11 protein-coding genes are annotated in these 19,676 nt (G+C 70.6%); 8 read left to right on the top strand and 3 right to left on the bottom strand.

Features of this window, described 5'->3' with window-relative positions; genetic code table 11:
• Nucleotides 1-26: 26 nt before the first annotated feature.
• Nucleotides 27-2,054: a caspase family protein gene (locus tag ACZ7LS_RS16100; RefSeq protein ID WP_385136812.1), complete on the bottom strand. Its 2,028-nt coding sequence runs from the start codon at nucleotides 2,052-2,054 to the stop codon at nucleotides 27-29.
• Nucleotides 2,055-2,256: 202 nt separating this feature from the next.
• Between ACZ7LS_RS16100 and ACZ7LS_RS16095 the strand changes: the two genes are divergently transcribed.
• The 5 genes from ACZ7LS_RS16095 (at nucleotide 2,257) to ACZ7LS_RS16075 (ending at nucleotide 7,256) form a co-directional block, all read left to right on the top strand.
• Entirely contained in the window at nucleotides 2,257-2,727 is a 471-nt protein-coding gene (locus ACZ7LS_RS16095; RefSeq protein ID WP_385136811.1) for a hypothetical protein, read from the top strand.
• A 67-nt stretch (nucleotides 2,728-2,794) separates the two neighbouring features.
• Nucleotides 2,795-4,573, top strand: a complete 1,779-nt coding sequence (locus ACZ7LS_RS16090; RefSeq protein ID WP_382670529.1) for a hypothetical protein — start codon at nucleotides 2,795-2,797, stop codon at nucleotides 4,571-4,573.
• Nucleotides 4,570-4,866: a hypothetical protein gene (locus ACZ7LS_RS16085; protein WP_382520863.1), complete on the top strand. Its 297-nt coding sequence runs from the start codon at nucleotides 4,570-4,572 to the stop codon at nucleotides 4,864-4,866. Before ACZ7LS_RS16090 ends, ACZ7LS_RS16085 begins: the two co-directional genes overlap by 4 nt.
• Nucleotides 4,863-5,558, top strand: a complete 696-nt coding sequence (locus ACZ7LS_RS16080) for a hypothetical protein (RefSeq protein ID WP_385136809.1) — start codon at nucleotides 4,863-4,865, stop codon at nucleotides 5,556-5,558. The genes ACZ7LS_RS16085 and ACZ7LS_RS16080 overlap by 4 nt, the downstream gene beginning before the upstream one ends.
• Nucleotides 5,559-5,684: 126 nt before the next feature.
• Nucleotides 5,685-7,256, top strand: a complete 1,572-nt coding sequence (locus ACZ7LS_RS16075) for an AAA family ATPase (RefSeq protein ID WP_382878653.1) — start codon at nucleotides 5,685-5,687, stop codon at nucleotides 7,254-7,256.
• 120 nt (nucleotides 7,257-7,376) lie between these two features.
• Here the strand turns inward: ACZ7LS_RS16075 and ACZ7LS_RS16070 are convergent, their stop codons facing one another.
• Nucleotides 7,377-8,006 (bottom strand): TetR/AcrR family transcriptional regulator, encoded by a 630-nt coding sequence (locus tag ACZ7LS_RS16070; RefSeq protein WP_382520869.1) that lies wholly within the window; start codon nucleotides 8,004-8,006, stop codon nucleotides 7,377-7,379.
• A gap of 249 nt (nucleotides 8,007-8,255) precedes the next feature.
• Here ACZ7LS_RS16070 and ACZ7LS_RS16065 point away from each other — a divergent pair, with 249 nt between their 5' ends.
• Together ACZ7LS_RS16065 and ACZ7LS_RS16060 are read left to right on the top strand one after the other, a co-directional pair.
• On the top strand, nucleotides 8,256-9,515 hold the full coding sequence (locus ACZ7LS_RS16065) for a cytochrome P450 (RefSeq protein ID WP_385136807.1): 1,260 nt from the start codon (nucleotides 8,256-8,258) through the stop codon (nucleotides 9,513-9,515).
• A 428-nt stretch (nucleotides 9,516-9,943) separates the two neighbouring features.
• Nucleotides 9,944-13,369, top strand: a complete 3,426-nt coding sequence (locus ACZ7LS_RS16060) for a CARDB domain-containing protein (protein WP_385136805.1) — start codon at nucleotides 9,944-9,946, stop codon at nucleotides 13,367-13,369.
• A 431-nt stretch (nucleotides 13,370-13,800) separates the two neighbouring features.
• Here the strand turns inward: ACZ7LS_RS16060 and ACZ7LS_RS16055 are convergent, their stop codons facing one another.
• Nucleotides 13,801-16,926 carry an AfsR/SARP family transcriptional regulator gene (locus tag ACZ7LS_RS16055; RefSeq protein WP_385136803.1) on the bottom strand — a complete coding sequence of 1,042 codons (3,126 nt, stop codon included), beginning with the start codon at nucleotides 16,924-16,926 and terminating at the stop codon, nucleotides 13,801-13,803.
• Between the two features lie 485 nt (nucleotides 16,927-17,411).
• On the opposite strand from ACZ7LS_RS16055, the gene ACZ7LS_RS16050 reads away from it, so the two are divergent.
• Complete coding sequence (locus ACZ7LS_RS16050) at nucleotides 17,412-19,676, top strand: tetratricopeptide repeat protein (RefSeq protein WP_385136801.1); 2,265 nt, start codon at nucleotides 17,412-17,414, stop codon at nucleotides 19,674-19,676.

Below are 19,676 nucleotides of genomic sequence, written 5' to 3'. Positions count from 1 at the left end.
AACGTCGGACAGGCGCCGGACGGGCGTCACTCCGGTACCACCGTCCGCAGCGGGACCGTGAGGGCGAACCACTGGCCGGGCGCACCACCGCCGCCGGGACCCGGGCCCGCGTCGCGGCCCGCGTGCGGAGGGCGGGTGAAGCGCAGGACGTGGTCCGCCTCGGTGCCGCGGGCGGCCGGCGGCGCGTCCGCGTTCCACGGCCCGAGCTGAAACGGAACGGTGCTGAACTCGCCCTCGGCCACGATGAGTTTGAGCCAGTCGCGGACGTACGCGCCGGGCTCCGCCTTGCGGGACTCCGGCAGCGAGAGATGTACGGGCGCGTTGCCGAGGGCGTACCCGGTGCGCCCCGGGCCGATGAAGTGGCCGGGGAAGAGCCCCGAGTGGCTGGCGTAGCTGTCGGTGAGGTCGAGGAGCACACACCAGAGCGTGCGGTCGTGGGAGCGGTTGTGGATCCGTACGGAGACCAGCGGTTCGCGCCCGTCGGCGTACGCGCAGCGGATCTCGCCGTGGCCGTCCGGCAGGATCCGCTCGCCGTTCCAGACGGATACCTCGACGTCCACCAGGGAGGCGAGCGGCGACGCCGGGTTGGCGAGGTCCCGCAGCTGGTGCCAGCGGGTGAGATGGACCAGGCAGTCCGGCACCCGGTGGGCGGGGAGCGGAGCGGTCGCGTCGGTCCCGTCCCGGCGCAGGACACGGGCCCGTCCGTCGTCCCGGACGACGACCTTGAAGACCTGGCCATGGCCGAATCCGGAACGCGCACGTGGACCTGGGCCTGGGCCTGGTCCCGGACCCGGACCCGGACCCGGACCCGGACCTCGACTTGAACCCCGGCCTGGCCCCGCACCTGGACCCTGACCTGAGCCGTCGTCCGCGAGGCGCAGCAGCGGTGCCGCCTCGATGGCGTCGAGGAGCGCGCGGTCGCCACCGTCCACCACGACCGAGGTCGGCGGCAGGGCCGGCGCGGACACCGCGACGGGATAGATCCGCACCGGATCCGGGGTCCACCCCACGGGGGTGACCAGCGCGCGCAGCGGCTCGACGGCCCGTACGCGTACGACGCCCCCCGCGTCCCCGTCACGGCCGGACTCGACCACGGCGAACTCCGTGCCACGGTCGTCCCGCGCGCCTCCAGGGCCGCCCGACAGCCCATGGGTGCTGCCGCAGTCGATCTGCCAGCCGTCCGGGCCGTGCAGCAGCAGATGCGGGCCGAGCGGCCGGTCCGCCGCGCCGCCGAGGACCGCCCGGTCGGCTACGCCCCCGGGATCGGCCGGGTACAGCACCGGGTTCTGGTGCTCGGTCGCGGACTGCACCCGCGAGCCTGCCGCGGCCAGCACCTGCCGGTAGGTCGCGCCCGGCCCCATGTCGCGCAGGGCGCCGAGCAGGGCGCGGGTGAACAGCCCGTGCCGCGCCGCGCCGTGCCCGTCCTCGTACGACGCCTGGTTGACACGGCACGCCGCCAGCAGCACATGCCGCGCCGCCCCGGCGGGGGCCTGGACGTCACGGGCCCGTGGGCCGCCCGCCCGGCTCCCGGCGTCCCCGTACGCCGGCCAGGAAGGATCGTGCGGCAGCGCGCGCTTGACGAGGTCGTCACTCAGCCGGGTGGCGCCACCGGAGAAGCAGGAGTCGAGGACGGCGGCGGTGTGCGCGCCGCGCGCGGCGACACCGTCGAGGAGCACGCCGAGATCCTTGTCGATCAGGATGCCGTCAGCGCAGACCAGCGCCTGGCAGTAGCCGGTCGGCTCGACGTACAGATGGGCGCGTTCGGTGGCGGCGAACTCGGTGCCGTGGCCCGCGTACCAGAACAGCGCGGTGTCCCCGGGGCCCGCCTGGCCCAGATGCGTGCGGAGGGCGTCGGTGACGGCGGCCACGGTCGCCTCGCCGTCGGTCAGTTCGAGGATCCGGGGCGGCGGGCCGTCGACCCGCCCTTCCAGCCAGCCCCGCGCGGCCCGGATGTCGTTGAGGCAGCCGGTCAGCGAGCCCGGCGCCGGGCCGGCGGCCGACGACATGGCCGAATAGTCATTGATCCCCACCAGAAGTACGAACGCGGTCCCCATGGGGGAAGTCTGTCAGGGCGCGCGCGGGTGCGGCGTACCCGCAGCGGTCGTGAACTGGGCGCTTCTCGGGCGTACTTCGGTTATCCGGTGTCGCCGCCGCCCGGCGCTTAGCAGTATGGAGGTGCCGTCGCTATTGTTCTGAGCCCGCGCGGTTCAGGCCGCGCCGGACGGACCCATGACACACGGGGGATCTGGGGGATCCATGGGCTTCATCGAAGGGCCGCGCCGGGTGGTACGCCCCGGCGCTGGACCGGGCGCCGCGCCGGGCAGGCGTACCGCACCCGCGGCGCCGGCGGGTCCCCCGGTCCTCGCGGGGGACCGCTACCGGGACCGTACGCGCGAACTGCTCGCTTCCGTAAGGCGGTTGGACGCCGGGCTCGACGAGGCGGCGGTGCGGGAGCTGTCCGGCTGGATCCGCGAGCAGTACGCCACGTCGTACGGCGATGTCCCGGTGGGCTTCGTGGCCGTGTGCCGGCTCGGGCCGCCCTTCGTGGACCACCGGCTCAGCCTCTTCCACACGATCATCGACCACTTCGCGCCGGGCGATCCGATGCCGGAACCCTTCGCGGCGGCCCGGATGCTGGTGCGGTCCGGGGCCTACGAGTACGTCGAGGTCTATGCCGGCGGGACGGTACTGCCGGTCCTGGAGGACGGCTCCGTCGTTCGCCCGTAGGGCCCCGCCAACCTCGACAATCTCAGAGCCACAGAGCCACAGAGCCACAGACAACGACGGAGGATCCATGTCCGAGGTGGACCACCACCTGCGGCGCCAGGTCGATCGCGTGAACAGCCTCGTGGTGCGGCTGGGCGAACAGGTGGGAGCGGTCTCCGGCCAGGTGTCGGCCGTCGGCCAGGCCCAGCAGGAGACCCGCACCGAACTCCAGCAGCTGCGCGCCGACTTCATGACGTTCGTACGGCAGGCCGAGCTGACGGCCAACGTCCAGCGCGCCGAGACCCGGGTCGGGGTGATCCAGGACAAGGTGGACCACGAGTTCGGCCATCACAAGGTGGTCAGGCGCTCGGCGGTCGGCATGCTCCAGGCCTTCGACACCGGTCTGGTCTCCGAGGAGACCGTACGGAACGTGGGCGAGCAGCTCATGATCCAGACCCCGCGATACTGGCTGGCCCCCGCGCTGATCGCGCTGTCCAGCTGGGCGGCGGACGACCGTTCGCTGTGCGAGCGCGCCGTGGAGGAGGCGTTCCGCCGCTCCCCCGACCGGACCTCGCTGTTCTTCGCGCTGGTGCTGCGCCGCCAGGGCCGGCACGCCGGCGCGGTGCGCTGGCTGCGCCACTACCTCAATGTGCAGGACCCGGCGGCGCTCGGCCGGGAGTTCGCGGTGATCCTCGAATCGATCTCGCAGGGCGCGTTCGGCGCCGCGGGCCGTGAGCTGCTCCGTGACACCCTCGCCACCTGGCGCGAGACGCTGCTCGCCGACGAGGCGACCGAGACCGCCCAGATCGCCCGCTGGCGGGCGGAGATCGACTCGATGCGCGCGCCGTCCGCCCAGGCCGACTTCCCGCGGCTGGCCGCGGTGTCCCCGGAGTGGGGCCGGCTGGACGCCGTACTCTCCTCGGCCCGTGCCCAGCAGGCCGTACTCGACAAGTACACGGCGATGATGGCGCGCGAGTCGGAGCCCTCGGACCGTATCGAGGACGCGGTCGACGACATCCTGGACCGGCTGGTCGGGGAGTACGACAACGAGGAGCTGCCGCTCCGCCGCGATCTGGCCTTCAACAACGCCGTCATCGACAAGGGCGGCGATCTGGACGCGGCGCAGCAGGCCGTCGACGTCGACGCGGCGTCGCTGGAGGAGACCCTCGACTACCTCACCGTCCAGACCACCTCGGCGCTCAACCCGGGGGCCATCGGGGCTTCCCCGGCCACCCAGCGGCTCTCGGTGGCCGCCTGCCACAGCTGGTTCAAGCGGGCGCACGCCTCCTTCAGCCGGGACTACCGGGCGGCGATCCCGCCGGACGTGGGGGCGTACTTCGCCACGACGCACGGCGTGGGGGCGCAGACCTTCGCGCTGCCGCCGTGGTCGGGTTCGTTCACCACTCCGCTGGAGACGCTGGAGGCGTCCTTGGCGGCGCACTGGGACGGGCACGCCCGGCCGTTCATCGACTCGCTCGCCTTCCCCTGGCGGCAGAAGGCTCTGCTGCCGGGCGGGATCGTGCTCGCCGTCCTGCTGCTGTTCAGCCCGTTCAGCGTCGGCTTCGCGTTCGTGGCGGCGCTGGTCGTCGGTGGGGTGTGGGCGCTGATCCTGCACAACCGCGCCGACGCGGCCCGCAAGCTCCAGGAGACGGCGAGGCAGTCCCTGGAACGGGCCAAGCAGGAATCCATCGGGACGCTGCGCGCGGCCCGCGCCGAACTGACCGACTGGCAGACCCGGTTCCAGCAGGCGGACGCCGTGGAAGCCGCCACCCGCGCCATGATCGCCTCGCTGGCGACCGCCGCGCACGCCTCGTCCCCGTACGAGGGCCGCACCGTCACCGAGCCGGCGGAGGAGCACACGTCATGATCCCCGAGCAGCAGCCGCGGCGCGTCGTCCCGCCGCCGCCCCAGACCGCGCCGCAGACCACCCCGCCCCAGACCACCGCGCCGTCGCAGACCACCGCGCCGCGGGCCACGCCGTCCCAGGCCACGCCGTCCCAGGCCACACCGTTCCAGGCCGCCTCGCCCTGGGCGTCCGCCCCCGCGCGCCCCAAGGAGCGGGCCACCTCCCGGCTGCGGAAGGTGGTGGAGGGGCTGCCCGACTGGGAGCCCCTGCCGCCGGGCGAGATGACCGTACGACGCCCGAAGAAGGACCTGTGAGCGGACCTGTGAGCGGACCTGTGACCGGGGGTCTCTGGGCCCACGGGGGTACGTACGAGACCTGGGCGGCGTTCCTGGCCGACTGGGCGGCCGGCTCCGGCGGGGCGGCACGAACCGACGCTCCGTCCGGCACCCACGCGACGTCCGGCACCCACGCCACGTCCGGCGGCCGGTCCGACGGCGCCGGGCTGCCGCCCCTGCGCCAGGAGGACTTCGCCGCCGACACCTGGGACCGGCTGCGGCTCCGGCTCACCGACGCGCTCTCCGCGCGCCTCCAGCGCTGCGCCGACGCGCTCGCCGCAGCGCTCGGCGAGGCGGCGGACGAGTTCTCGGTCGGGCGTGCCCTGGCACAGGCCCGCTCGGGTCTGCATCCCGTACGCGCCCTGGCGAACCACCCCGCGCTGCCCGAGGACCTGCGGCCGCGGCTGCTGAAGATGGTGGACGACGCGACGCGGTCACTGCAGCAGGACCTCGAACGAGCGGTGGAGAGCATGGTGTCGGAGGGCGGCGACCCGCGCCGGATCGAGGCCCGGCGGCGGACGCTGCGCGACAACCCGCTCACGGCGGTGACCTCGGCGCCTCCGCCCGTACCCACCGCGGACCCGCCCGTATCCACGGCGCGGCCCGCTGCCACCGGCGGCTGGTCGTACGACCCGACGGCGACGGGCAGGCGCCGGGTGACCCCGCCGTAACTCCCCCACCACCCCCACCACCCCCAGACCTCCTAGACCTCCTAGACCTCCCAGGCCCCCACTCGGCCGCTCCCCCACCCGGGCGAACGGCCCCACCTCCCCTCTCTCCTCCGTAGAAGGCCACGCATGCCGAACTACCGCGAGTGCCGCGACGACCTGGACAACTACCTCACCGCACGCGTGCCGGTCATCGGCCTGCGCACCATCGAACAGCCGCGCGCGCTGCGCCTCGTGAAGGAGATCGCCGCCCAGCCGCGCCGCTCGGGGCTGCCGTTCTGGATCTATACGCGCGCCACGGGACTGCGGGATCTGCGCTCCAACGCGACGGTGCAGGACGACCGTTCGCTGACGGGCGCGATGGAGTTCGCCGCGGCCCAGTTCAGCAGCCGGCCGAACGCGACCCTGGTGCTGGTGGACCCGGACGACCTGGACACCGACTCCCCCTTCACCCGGCATGTCGCCGAACTCGCCAGGCTCGCCGACGCCAACGCGGGCAGCCTGGTCCTGATCACCGACAAGCCGATCTGGAGCGGCCTCCAGCGTCTCGGGATGAGCCTTCAGCTCGAACTCCCCGACCCCGACGAGATGTACGCGACGATCCACGGCTTCCTCGCCGACCACCACGGGGTCGTACCGATCGCCTGGACCGAGGAGGACGCGCGCCGGGCCGCGGAGTTCCTCCAGGGCGTCACCGAGGGCGAAGCGGTCAACCTGATGGCCACGCTGGTCGCCAAGGGGTCCGTCGAGAAGGACGACGTCCTCGCCCTCGCCCGCTCCAAGGACCGGATCTTCAGCGATCTGGCCGGACTCGAACGTATCCACCTCAAGAGCGAGGAGGACTACGGAATCGGCGGACTGACCAATCTCCGTGACTGGCTGCGGCGCAAGCACCAGCTGATGCACTCCGACCTCCGCGGCACCGGTCTCCGGCCACCCCGCGGCGCCCTCCTGGTGGGTGTGCCCGGCTGCGGGAAGTCGCTGTCCGCCAAGGCCATCGCGTCCCAGTGGCGGCTGCCTCTCTACCGGCTGGACATGGCCAGCATCCACGGCAAGTACCTCGGCGAGTCCGAGGGCCGGATGCGCGAGGCGCTGGAGACCGCCGACCGCGTGGCGCCGTGCATCCTGTGGATCGACGAGATCGAGAAGGGCCTCGCCGGGAGCCACGACATGTCGGGAGTGCCGCAGCGGATCATCGGTCAGTTCCTCTTCTGGCTCCAGGAGTCCGACTCGCGCGCCTTCGTCGTCGCCACCGCCAACGACGTCCGCAGCCTGCCGCCCGAGCTGCTGCGCAAGGGCCGCTTCGACGAACTCTTCTTCGTGGACCTGCCCGACGCGCAGGACCGCCGGGAGATCATCCAGCTCTACTACCGCCGTTATGTGAAGGCCGAGCCCGCCCCGGACCGGCTGGACCTGCTGGTCGACCTCTCCGACGGCTTCGCCGGCTCCGACATCGAGGCCGCTCTCCACGACGTGGGCGCCGAGCTCCACCTCCAGGGCGACGACCCGCGGGGGCTCGACCCCTCCTTCGTCGAGGACACGTTCGCCAACGCCTCCCCCATGAGCCGTACCAACCCCGAACAGATCGAGGAGATCCGCTCCTGGGGCCGCGACCGCGCCGTTCCGGCGGGCCGCTCGCTCACCACGGCGTCCCCGGGCTCGGCGGGCCCCTCGCGCCGGGTCGTCTTCATGGGCGACTGAGGGATGGGCGACTGAGGGGTGAGCGACTGAGGGATGAGCGACCGAGGGATGAGCGAATGACGTCGGGCGGCTGACGTCGGGCGAGCGCAAGACCGGCCGCCGGCAGACGTTTCGGTCCGGTCAGTCCCGGGACGCGCTCCCCGTCGGCTCGTCCACGGGCGGCGCCGGGACGGGCACCGCACCCGTGCGCAGGAGTTCGAGCCCCCGCTCGATGGCCCGGTCCATGGCGGTGTGCTCCTCCGCGCGCACCCACTCCTGGACCGAGATCTCGATGATGTTCATGATGTTCGCGGCGGCGAGGGCGGCCACCAGCTCGGCGAAGTCGCCGCTCGTACGGCGGAGGATCTCCGCGGCGAGATCCTGCCGCCAGTTCCAGGTCCCGGCGCTCAACTGCGCCTGGATGGACGGGGTCCGGTTCGCGATCCGGTAGACGTCGATCAGCCGTTCCGGGTCGTCCGCGACGGTGCGCCGTACGCTCTCGATGACCTGGTACAGGGCCTGCGGCAGTGGTGCGTGCTCGGGCATGCCGCGCAGGTCTTCGAGCGCGACATCGAGGGTGTCCTCGATGAATCGCACGACCAGCGCCTCTTTGGTCGGGTAGTAGCGGTAGACCGTACGGGCCCCGACCTCGGCGGCGGCGGCGATCTGCTCGATGGTCGTGGCGGCGAATCCGTGCTCCCTGAAGAGCGAGATGGCCGTGTCCGCGATCAGCTGCCGCGTCCGCTCCATCTTCATCTCACGAAGCCCCACCCCGTACCTCCGCCCCTCCGCGGCACCGGAACCTCCGGTCGCGTCGGCGCCCATCGTGCCATGCGGCGGCCGGCCGCCACCTGGCGTGATGCGGGGACGCCGCTCGGGCCGGAAACGATCGCACCGACTATCGGCATCAGCTGCCGACTGGCATCGTTGGCCTTGTGGCAGCAACTGCCACAAAGGCGTCCGTGCCCGTCCGGCACTCGTCCGGTGCGCGCTCGGTACGCGACGAGAGAGGAACACGCCATGACCGACGTGACCGATGCGACCGATGCGACCGACGTGAGCGAGGAGACGGACGTTCCGACCGTGAAGCCCTTCGCCGCCACCCGCACCTCCGGCTGCCCGTTCGACCCGCCGCCCGAGTACGAGGCGCTGCGCGCCGAGGAGCCGGTCTCCCGCGCGTCCTGCCCGGTCGGCGCCGACGCCTGGGTCGTATCGCGGTACGAGGACGTACGGGCCGCGCTGTCCGACCCGCGGCTCAGTTCCCGTGCCGCCCCGTCCACGCACATCGTCCCGAACGGCGATCTGCACCGGCCGATCGCACCCGGCTCGCTGCTGCACCTGGACGGCCCCGACCACGCCCGGCTCCGCCGCATGCTGACCTCCGAATTCACGGTCAAGAAGATGCGGGCCCTGCGCCCCTTCGTCCAGCGCCTGGTGGACGAGCACATCGACGCCATGCTGGCCGGCCCCCGGCCCGCCGACCTCTACCGCGACTTCGCCCTGCCCATCCCGTCACTGGTCATCTGCGAACTCCTCGGCGTACCCCCCGAGGACCGCGACCGCTTCCAGGAGCAGACCGCCGTTCTCATCAGGGTGGGCAGCGCCCCGGAGAAAGTGGAGGAGGCGGCCGCCGCGATCGAGGAGTTCATCGGCCAGCTCATCACCGCCAAGCGGACCGCCCCGCGGGACGACCTGCTGAGCCGGCTCATCCAGCGCGGACAGGACTCCGGCAAGCCGTTCAGCCAGGAGGAACTCGTCACCCTCGGGGTCACTCTCCTGATCGCCGGTCACGAGACCACCGCCAACATGATCGCCCTCAGCGCCCTGGCGCTGTTCCGGCACCCCGGGCAACTCGCCGCCCTGCGCGCCGAGCCGGCCCTCGCCGTCCCCGCCATCGAGGAGCTGCTCCGCTATCTGACGATCCTCCAGTTCGGGCTGCTCCGCTACGCCACGGAGGACATCCGGATCGCGGACGAGACCGTACGCGCCGGGGACTGGCTGGTCGCGGCGCTGTCCTCGGGCAACCGCGACGGCCGGGCGTTCCCGGACGCCGACCGGCTCGACCTGACGAGGCAGGCGGGCGGACATCTGGCGTTCGGCTACGGCGCGCACCAGTGCCTGGGCCAGCAACTCGCCCGAGTCGAACTGGAGGTGGTCCTCACCACGCTCTTCCAGCGCATGCCCACGCTGCGGCCGGCCGTCCCGTTCGAGGAGATCCGCTTCAAGGACGACGCTCTCGTCTATGGCGTACGGGCCCTGCCGGTCACCTGGGAGGCCTGATGACCCGTCCCGACCCGAACCGGCCCCCGAGGGGCTGAGCCGGTCGGTCGACGAGGGGCGCGGCGGGCGTACACCCGCCGCGCCCTTCGTCGTCAACTCGGCAGGCGTGCGAGAACCGTTGACAAACCGATGACATGATTGCACCCTGTGACTCGCAAAAACATAGATAACTAGCTCAATTTTTTTGCGCTCCTTGTGCAACTTCGCAGCAGGGACCCGACCCCGTCTGCTGCGACCGCACCACTCCGTTTCAGGACGACAGCTGTTCCGAAACGCCCGGCCCGGCGCACCGGCACCCGCGCCTCGCCTCCACGCACCCGCGTGACGCGTGACGCGGGTCCCGCGCGTCGTACGGCCGGCCCGGAACCGCGGGCTGTCCGGTCTCCCGTTCCGACAGGCTCTCGCGTTCCGACAGAACAGAGGACACCATGAAACGGAAACAGCCCCGCCGGCGGCTGATCATCGGCGCGCTCATCGCCGCCCTGATCACCATCGGGCTCCTGCCGGTCTCCGCCTCCGGCTCAGGCACCGCCTACGCGGCCGAACGACCCAACCTGGCTCAGGGCAGAGCGGCTTCGGCGAGCGGCTCCGAGGGGAACCATCCCGCCGCCAACGCCACCGACGGCAACCAGCAGACGTACTGGGAAGGGCCGTCCAACGCGTTCCCGCAGTGGATACGGGTCGACCTGGGCGGCGAGGCCAGGACCGACCGCGTGGTGGTCAAGCTGCCGGCCTCGTGGGAGGCCCGTACGCAGGCTCTCGCCGTACAGGGCAGCACCGACGGGTCCACCTTCAGCACGCTCTCGGCCGCGCAGGGGCACGCGTTCGCCCCGGGTTCCGGCAACACCGTCACCATCGACTTCACCGTCGCGACCGTCCGGTACGTACGGCTGAACATCACCGGCAACACGGGCTGGCCCGCCGCGCAGGTCTCCGAGCTGGAGATCTACGGTCCGGCGAATGACGGCGACGGCGGTGACGGAGGAGACGGCGGAGACGGCGGAGACGGCGGCGGCGCCGACGACACCGATCTGGCCCGGGGCAAGCCGATCGAGGCGTCGTCGACGGTCTTCACCTACGTCGCGCGCAACGCCAACGACGGCAACATCGGCACCTACTGGGAGTCCGCGGGCCACCCGTCGACGCTGACGGTGAAGCTCGGCGCCAACGCCGACATCACCTCCGTCGTGATCAAGCTCAACCCCGACGCGGCGTGGGCGACCCGTACCCAGAGCATCCAGATACTCGGCCGCGACCAGGCCGGGACCGCCTTCACCTCACTCGTGGCCCGCGCGAACCACACCTTCAACCCGGCGTCGAACCAGAACACGGTCACGATCCCGGTCAACAAGCGCGCCGCCGACCTGCAGCTCCAGATCTTCAGCAACACCGGCGCGACCGGCGGGCAGGTCGGTGAGCTCCAGGTCATCGGAACGCCGGCGCCCAATCCGGACCTGACCGTCAGCGCGCTGTCGTGGACCCCCGCCTCTCCCGTGGAGAGCGACACCACGAGGGTGAACGCGACGGTACGGAACATCGGAACGGCCGCCGCGGGCGCGACCACCGTGAACGTCAGCCTGGGCGGCGTGGTCGCGGGCAGCGCCCCGGTGTCCGCGCTCGCCGCGGGGGCCTCCGCCACCGTCCCGGTCGACATCGGGAAGCGCGCGGCGGGCAGTTACCGCGTCACGGCGCTGGTGGACCCGACCGACACGATCATCGAGCAGGACAACGCCAACAACAGCTTCACCTCGGCGACGGACCTGGTCGTCGGGCAGAGCCCCGGCCCCGATCTCCAGGTGCTCGGCATCGAATCCAGCCCCGCGAACCCGGCCGTCGGAGCGCCGGTCAGCTTCACCGTGGCGGTGAAGAACCGCGGGACGACCGCCTCCGGCGCCACCACGGTCACCCGCGTCGTCGTGGGCGGCACCACGCTCAACACCAACACCCCGTCGATCGCCGCGGGCGCGACGGCCAACGTGAGCGTCAACGGCACCTGGACCGCCACCAACGGCGGAGCCACCATCGTCGCCACCGCCGACGCCACCAACGTCGTCACCGAGACCAACGAGACCAACAACGCGTTCTCGCGCTCGATCGTCGTCGGACGCGGGGCCGCCGTCCCGTACGTCGAATACGAGGCCGAGACCGCCCGCTACCAGGGCACCCTGCTGGAGGCCGACCCGCTGCGTACCTTCGGGCACACCAACTTCGCCTCCGAGTCCTCGGGCCGCAAGTCGGTACGGCTCAACTCCACGGGCCAGTTCGTCGAGTTCACCTCGACCAACCCCTCGAACTCGATCGTCGTACGCAACTCGATCCCGGACGCCCCGAACGGCGGCGGCGCCGAGGCCACCATCAGCCTCTACGTCAACGACACGTTCGTCCGGAAGCTGACCCTCTCGTCGAAGCACAGCTGGCTGTACGGCAACACCGACGGCCCCGAGGCACTGACCAACACGCCCCAGGCCGACGCCCGCCGGCTCTTCGACGAGTCCCACGCCCTGCTGCCGACGACCTACCCGGTCGGCACCAAGTTCCGGCTGCAGCGCGACGCCGCCGACTCGGCCTCCTTCTACATCATCGACCTGATCGACCTGGAGCAGGTGGCGCCCCCGGCGAGCAAGCCGGCCGAGTGCACCTCGATCACGGAGTACGGCGCGGTGCCCGACGACGGGATCGACGACACGGACGCCATCCAGCGGGCGGTGACCGCCGACCAGAAGGGTGACATCGCGTGCGTATGGATCCCGGCGGGGCAGTGGCGGCAGGAGAAGAAGATCCTCACCGATGACCCGCTGGACCGCGGGCAGTACAACCAGGTGGGCATCAGCGATGTCACCATCCGCGGCGCGGGGATGTGGCACTCCCAGCTCTACACCCTGACCGAGCCGCACCAGGCGGTGGGCAGCATCAACCATCCGCACGAGGGCAACTTCGGCTTCGACATCGACGACAACACCCAGATCTCCGACATCGCCATCTTCGGCTCCGGCACCATCCGCGGCGGACCGGGCGGCGCCGAGGGCGGGGTGGGCCTCAACGGCCGCTTCGGCAAGGACACCAAGATCTCCAACGTCTGGATCGAGCACGCCAACGTGGGTGTCTGGGTGGGCCGTGACTACGACAACATCCCGGACCTCTGGGGCCCGGCCGACGGCCTGCAGTTCAGCGGTATGCGTATCCGCAACACCTACGCCGACGGCATCAACTTCACCAACGGCACGAGCAATTCGCGGGTGTTCAACTCCTCGTTCCGCACCACGGGCGACGACTCACTGGCGGTGTGGGCCAACCGCTACGTGAAGAACCCGTCGACGGACATCGCGCACGACAACCAGTTCCTCAACAACACGATCCAACTGCCCTGGCGTGCGACCGGCATCGCGGTCTACGGCGGCTACGGCAACAAGATCGAGAACAACCTGGTGTACGACACGGCCAACTACCCGGGCATCATGCTGGCCACGGACCATGACCCGCTGCCCTTCTCCGGGCAGACCCTGATCGCCAACAACGCCCTGCACCGCACCGGCGGCGCCTTCTGGAACGAGGACCAGGAGTTCGGTGCCATCACTCTCTTCGCCCAGAGCAGAGACATCCCCGGGGTCACCATCCGGGACACCGACATCTACGACTCGACCTATGACGGCATCCAGTTCAAAACGGGCGGCGGCAACGTCCCGGACGTCGCCATCAGCAACGTCAAGATCGACAAATCCAACAATGGCGCCGGCGTCCTCGCCATGAGCGGCGCGCGTGGCTCCGCCAGGCTGACCAACGTGACCATCACGAACTCGGCCGACGGCAACATCGTCACGCAGCCGGGCTCGCAATTCGTGATCACGGGCGGCTGATCCCTCGTCGCCCCACACAAAAGGTGCTGGACCGCGTTCGCGGTCCAGCACCTTCTTGGTTCCGTCAGATACTGCCCGTCATCGACATGATCTCGACGACCCTGACGACGTACGGCATGCAAACCATGGTTAACAAGAGCAATCCAAACGTGCGGCGAGCCATGGAGAGGATACGGGCACCGGAACCTGTCGTTCCGTTACGTGGCACTAAAACGACCCCTGATTTCGCTTGATTCTTAAAGCACATGGGAGGGTGTGGCGAATTTCCGCGGAGCCGCGAAGCCGTCGCCGTCGACCGAAGAAGATCTTATACCGGCCCGGCAGCCACTCCCGTACACCGGTCCCCCTCGCCGCACCTGCGAGGACAGCCGGAAAACCGTTCCCGAAACGCATATGCCAGCGGCAGTTTTGTAGCCGCAGGCGCCGGCCCGCTAGCTCCCGTAGCCCCTCAGCCGGCGCAGCCCGGCCAGCGCCCGCGAAGCCCGCTCCTCATCGCTTCGGGCCCCGAGCCTGCGACTGATGGCGAGGCTCTCCTCCAGATGCGCCGCGGCCTGGTCCAGCCGCCCCGTGTCCTGCTCCGCCAGCGCCAGGTCGTACAGCACCCCGGCCTCCTCACCTGCGGCTTGGATGCGCCGCATGACCGCGAGGGCGGCGATGTGCTTCGCCAGGGCCTGCTCGCCGCGACCGGCCGCCCGATGGGCCCTGCCGGTCCCGTTGAGCGCGATGCCTTCCCCGCGCGCGTCCTCGACGGCACGCAGGGCCACCAGCGCGCCCCCATAGAGAGTGAGGGCTTCGTCGATCTTCCCGAGCGCCGTCAGCACGCTCGCGAGATTCATCTGAAGGGTGGCGCGATCGCCCTTTCCGCCCATATCGCTGGAGACGTCGATCGCTTCCCGATAAGCGCGCTCCGAGGCTTCCAGATTACCGACCTTCTGATACAGCTCCGCCATGTTGTTCAGCGTGCGATATCTGCCCCTGTCATCTCCGGCATCGGCGAATCCGGAAAGAGCGAGCAGGAAGCAGTCAATCGCTTCCTGATGGCGTCCCAACTGAAGATGGGTGATTCCGAGCAAGTTGTGGCTACGCGCTATCTGGAACCCGTCCTTGAATTGCATACGCAAAGCAAGAGACCGTTCCTGAAGGGTCTGGGCCAGCACATACTGGCCGGTGTGCCACAGCGGAAGCGACAGCTGGTGAATGGACTCGCTCTCCAGCTCCGAATCCTTCAGGGACCGTGCGATACCCAGGGCTTCGTTCGCCGTCGAGTGCGCCTCTTCGTACCGACCGCTCTGCGAGCACAGCGCGCTCAGGTCGAGCAGGGCTCGCCCCCGCGCCGCGTCATCACCGACGGCACGCCAGTGGGCGACCGCGCGGCGCAACAGCGGTTCGGCCGTGACCAGATGCCCCTCCACGTTCCAGTAGCCCGCCAACACATGGACGAACAAGGCCAGTTGGCCTTCCGACCCATGACGGCGCGTCCAGTCGAGCGCGGCCATCAGATTGGCGCCTTCGGCGATCAGCCACCGCTCCGCCGCCCGCGCGTCGGCGATCTCGGGCCACGCGGTGGAGGGACGTTCTCCGACGGGGATGCGTGAGCGAACGCGGTAGGCCAGCCGGTCGGCCCGGTCCGCGACACTCAGATAATGCTCCACCAGACGGCGAAGTGCCTGATCGGACTCGTTTTCCGTGTCCCGGTCGGCATCTGTGTCCCGGTCGAATTCCGGCCCGTCCGCATCGGAACCGTCATCGATCAGCGTACGTGCGTACACGCGCAGAAGATCATGCATGGTGAATCGATGCGGTGACGGCTCGAAAATAAGGTGATGAGCCAGCAGCTCTTCCAAAGCGTCCTCGGTCGCCTCGAAGGACAGTCCCGCCAGTGCCGCCACCGCGTGCGGACCGAACTCCAATCCGAAATGGAGGCCGATACGACGGAAGACGAGCCGCTGCAAGGGTGTCAGCCATCGATAGGACGATGCGAAGACATGTGTGATGTTCCGCTCACCGTCGCGCAATTGGGAAAGCCTTCTGTCACCATCGGTCAACTGCTTCAGCAGGTCGGACGTGGTCCACGAAGGCCGGGCCAGTAAGCGGCTCGCCAGAACATCGACAGCGAGCGGCAGATATCCGCAGATACGGACGATTTCCGCGGTGTCGGCCTCCCGGACGGCGCGTCGCGGGCCGAGCCGCTGGTTGAAGAGCGCGATGGCGTCCTCGCGCGGCAGCACGTCAAGGGAGACCGGGCGCACACCGGGCAGACCGGGCAGCCGCTGCCGGCTCGTCACGATGACGGCTGTCGGGGACGCGCCGGGAAGTAAGGGCCGGACCTGTGCGGGGCCGGCGGCGTCGTCCAGGATGACAAGCATGCGGCGGTCCCTGACGGTGGTGCGCCACAGAGAGATCAACTCGTCCAGGCTCTGCGGGAGTTCCTTCGGCGGCGTACCGAGCAGGCGCAGCAGTTCACTGAGCGCGTGGGCCGCGCTCAGCGGCGGCCGGTCGTCGGCATGACCGTGCAGATGCAGATAGATCCGGCCTTCCGGGAACAGGTCGCGCAGCTGATGCGCGAGGTGCACGGCCATCGACGTCTTGCCGACGCCGCCCATGCCGTCGATCGCCTCGATGGTGACGACCGGCGCGGAGTGACCGGAGGAGGGACCACTCGTCTCGGAGAGCGCCGCCTTCAGCCGTCGCAGCTCGTCACGCCGTCCGACCCACGGAATATCACGCGGTACGTTGTCCGGAATCGTCCCTGCCGGTCGCGAGACCGTGCGCTTGCCGATGCCCGCCTGCTCCAGCAGCGCCGCCACGGGCGTCTCCGAGATGATCCCCTGATGGACCTGGCGCAACCGCCGGCCCGCGTCGAGGCCGATGTCACGGACGATGCGCTGCCGCGTCCTCTGCAACAGCTTGGTCGCCTCGGCGGCGCGCCTGCTGCCGTACAGGGCGAGAGCGAGTAGTTCGACGAGTGCTTCGTCGACGGGGTGCTCCTCGGCCAGGGGCAGCAGCACGGGTACGGCGTCGGCGAACTTCCCCGCCGCCATGAGGATTTCGGCGCGCACCATGGCGGCGATGAGGCTTCTCTCGCCGATGGTGAGGCGGAGCTGACCGGCCCAGTAGGCCGTGATCCCGGCCAGCGGTTCCCCGCGCCAGAGGCTCTCCGCGTGGTCGAGCAGGCGGATGGCCTCTCCCTCGTCGTCGCTGTCCTTCAGGGAGCGGGCCTGGTCGACGCAGCTGGTATAGCGGCGCAGGTCCACCCGGTCCGGGTCGACGTTCATCACGTAGGAGTTCGTACGGCTGTCGACGGCCGGTGCGTCGCTCCCGGCGACGCTCTTCAAGGCTCTGCGAATACGCGATATGTGCACGTACAGCGCGTCCCTGGCCTTGCTCGGCGGATCGTCGTCCCAGATCCGGTGAATCAGCTCATCCACGCTCACGGTGCGACTGGCGTCCCAGGCGAGCGCGGCGAACGCCAGACGAGTTTTGGCGGGACCGAGGTCCTTGCGTCGGCCGGCGGCCCGTACTTCGACCGATCCTGAAAGTCGAATCTCGAACTCCACCAGCGTCCTCCCGCCGGTCCGGCCCGCTACAGGCCGGGTATCCGAGCGTGCCATGGAGGCCCCCCACCTGGCTATATGGGCCTCTTTGAAGTCCGAAACTGACTTACGTCTGAACGAATCTGTTCATCCACGGCGCGAGATGGGGAAGGACTCCCTAGCTGGCTGATGACGACGCATTCCTGACGCATATGCTGATGGCATGATCGTTACGGTGCCGAAGGGGGGCCGCAGAGGTGCCATTTCCGGAATCCGACCGAGCGGGAGCGCTGTTGTCGGCCATGGTCGCGTGGGGCACTGACCGGAATTCCGCCGCTTGGCGGGAATTGGCCGCCATCATGGAAACGGCGGCCGGGACAGATCAGACGGTGGCCCGTTTATGGCCCCGCTTGGCGGATGAAACAGATAACTCCGCGGTGCCGGCGCCCCCCGCGGTTTCCACGGCACCGGAAGAAGCGGCGGCGGCCGGTCCGGGAGCCGCTTCGGCGATGAGGCGACTCGCCCTGGCGCTGCACGCGTTGGCCGCGCACGACCCCGGCACCGAAGCCTCCGTGAGTGACTGGTTACGACGTCACTCTCCGCCCCGGGGCCACCGGCCGGCCCACACGAACACGATCGCCGGCGCGGCCGTTCTCCATGGTCCTGTCGTGCAGGCCCGCGACATCCAGGGCGGCATCCACTTCCACCAACCGGCCCGGGAGGACGCGCCCCGGCCCCCGGTGCCCCGCCAGCTGCCGCCACTGCGGCGGGCGCTGGTGGACCGCGAGGAGGATGTGCGGGCCCTCGACGCCCTGCGCGCCCGGCGTCCGGCGCAGGCACCGCAGCTCCTGGTCGTCAGCGGTTTCCCCGGCATCGGAAAGACGACCCTCGCCTCGCGCTGGCTGCACGAGAACGCGAGCAGCTTCCCCGACGGCCAGCTGTACGCCGACCTGGGCGGTCATGCCGCGGAAGGGACCGCCGGAGGTCCGGTCCCCGCCGCCACCGTCCTGGAAGGCTTCCTGTACGCGCTCGGAGCGCCCTCCGTACCCGCGGACACCTCACAACGGATAGCGCTGTGGCGCTCGTTGACCTCGGAACTGCGACTGGCCGTTCTCCTGGACAACGCGTTCACCGCGGCGCAGGTGCGGCCCCTGCTGCTCGGCACGCCCACCGGGCTGACCGTGGTGACCAGCAGAAACCACCTCACCGGGCTGCTCGCCGACGGCGCGGCCACGCACCGGCTCGGGGCCCTCACCCCGGAGTCGGCCGTCGAACTCCTGGCCGTCGGCGGTGGCGGCGGGCGCGTCGCCCAGGATCCGGAGGCGGCCCGCGCGGTGGTCACCCTGTGCGGCTGTCTGCCCCTCGCGGTCTGCCTGGCCGCCGCCCAGCTCGTGCTCCGCCCACACCGTTCCGTATCCGCCCTCGCCGAGAGCCTGTCCCAGGATCAGGGGCCGCTCGACGCCCTGCGTGTCGATGGAGAAGCCGTGGTGCGCTCCGCACTGGACATGTCGTACGGTCTGCTGCCCCGCGAGAGCGCCACGCTCTACCGGCGGATGGGACTCCTGCCCACGGAGCGCTACGACCTGTTCATGCTCACCGCGATCGGTGGTGACGGAGCGAGCGACGACACCACCCCCGCGCCCGGGACGGACGCCGTGGACATGGCCGTCGGCGCCCTGCTGGAGGCCAGCCTCCTGGAGGAGACGAGCCCGGGGATCTACCGCTTCCACGATCTCGTACGCCCCCACGCCCGGCGGCGCGGCGACGCGGAGGAGAGCGATTCGCAGCGCGCGCACATACAGCGCCGCTTCGTCGACTGGTGTCTGATCACCGCGACGGCGGGGGAGGAGATCCTCACCCCCAGCCACCGGATGCCGACGCGCGAACTCCCCTCCTCGCCCGTCCGGCCCACTCCGCTCGCGGACCCGGCCGAGGCGCTGGCCTGGTTCGATACGCACCGCAACGGCCTCATGGCCGCCGTACGGCACTGCGCCGACGCCGAATGGCTCACCTCGTGCTGGCAGTTGGTGGACGCCATGTGGCCGCTTTTCCTGCGGTTGCGCCCCTCCGACATGTGGGTCGAGGCGCACCGCACGGGCCTCTCGGCAGCGCGCGCGAGCGGCTCCAGGGACGGCGAGGGCCGCATGCTGACCTCGGGCGCGATCGGTCTGCGCAACGCCGGGCGGTACGAGGAGGCCGCCGACTGGTACGTCCAGGCGCTGGAGCACGCCACCTCCGACGGTGACGTCCGGCAACAGGCGCAGGCCCTGAACGGACTGGGCCACATCGAACTGCTCACCTCGCGCTTCGACGAGGCTCGCGAGCACTTCGAACAGGCCCTGCTCCTGCGCGAGTCGATCGGCTACCGGCGCGGGGCCGCGCTCTCCAGACGACGTCTCGGCGAGACCGCGTCGGCGACCGGCGATCACCGTACGGCGGCCCGGCATCTCACGCGCGCCTATGCCGAACTGGAGTCCCAGGGCGAAGGCTACGAAGCGGCCCGCGCCCTGGCCCTCCTCGGCCATGTCCTGGACTGCGACGGGGACCACGAGACGGGTACCCGGCGGCTGCGCGAGGCGCTGGAGATGTTCCGGGGGCCCGTCGCCCAGTCCGCGCACTGGCAGGGGCGTTCCCTGGAATGGCTCGGCCAGGCCGCCCAGCGGCAGGGCGGCATGGCCGAGGCGCGCCGCTGCTACGAGGCGGCCCGGGACCTCTTCCAGCGGCTGAACCCCGCCGACGCGCAGCGCCTCGACGACCGGCTGCGGCAGCTGTGA

This window comes from Streptomyces sp. NPDC039430 (assembly GCF_055639435.1).
This window is presented reverse-complemented; position numbering and strand designations above follow the sequence as displayed.

Bases quoted from the DNA above. Each gene is read 5' to 3' on its own strand.
- ACZ7LS_RS16100 (WP_385136812.1), bottom strand. From the start codon at position 2,054: ATGGGGACCGCGTTCGTACTTCTGGTGGGGATCAATGACTATTCGGCC.
- ACZ7LS_RS16095 (WP_385136811.1), top strand. From the start codon at position 2,257: ATGGGCTTCATCGAAGGGCCGCGCCGGGTGGTACGCCCCGGCGCTGGA.
- ACZ7LS_RS16090 (WP_382670529.1), top strand. From the start codon at position 2,795: ATGTCCGAGGTGGACCACCACCTGCGGCGCCAGGTCGATCGCGTGAAC.
- ACZ7LS_RS16085 (WP_382520863.1), top strand. From the start codon at position 4,570: ATGATCCCCGAGCAGCAGCCGCGGCGCGTCGTCCCGCCGCCGCCCCAG.
- ACZ7LS_RS16075 (WP_382878653.1), top strand. From the start codon at position 5,685: ATGCCGAACTACCGCGAGTGCCGCGACGACCTGGACAACTACCTCACC.
- ACZ7LS_RS16065 (WP_385136807.1), top strand. From the start codon at position 8,256: ATGACCGACGTGACCGATGCGACCGATGCGACCGACGTGAGCGAGGAG.
- ACZ7LS_RS16060 (WP_385136805.1), top strand. From the start codon at position 9,944: ATGAAACGGAAACAGCCCCGCCGGCGGCTGATCATCGGCGCGCTCATC.
- ACZ7LS_RS16050 (WP_385136801.1), top strand. From the start codon at position 17,412: ATGAGGCGACTCGCCCTGGCGCTGCACGCGTTGGCCGCGCACGACCCC.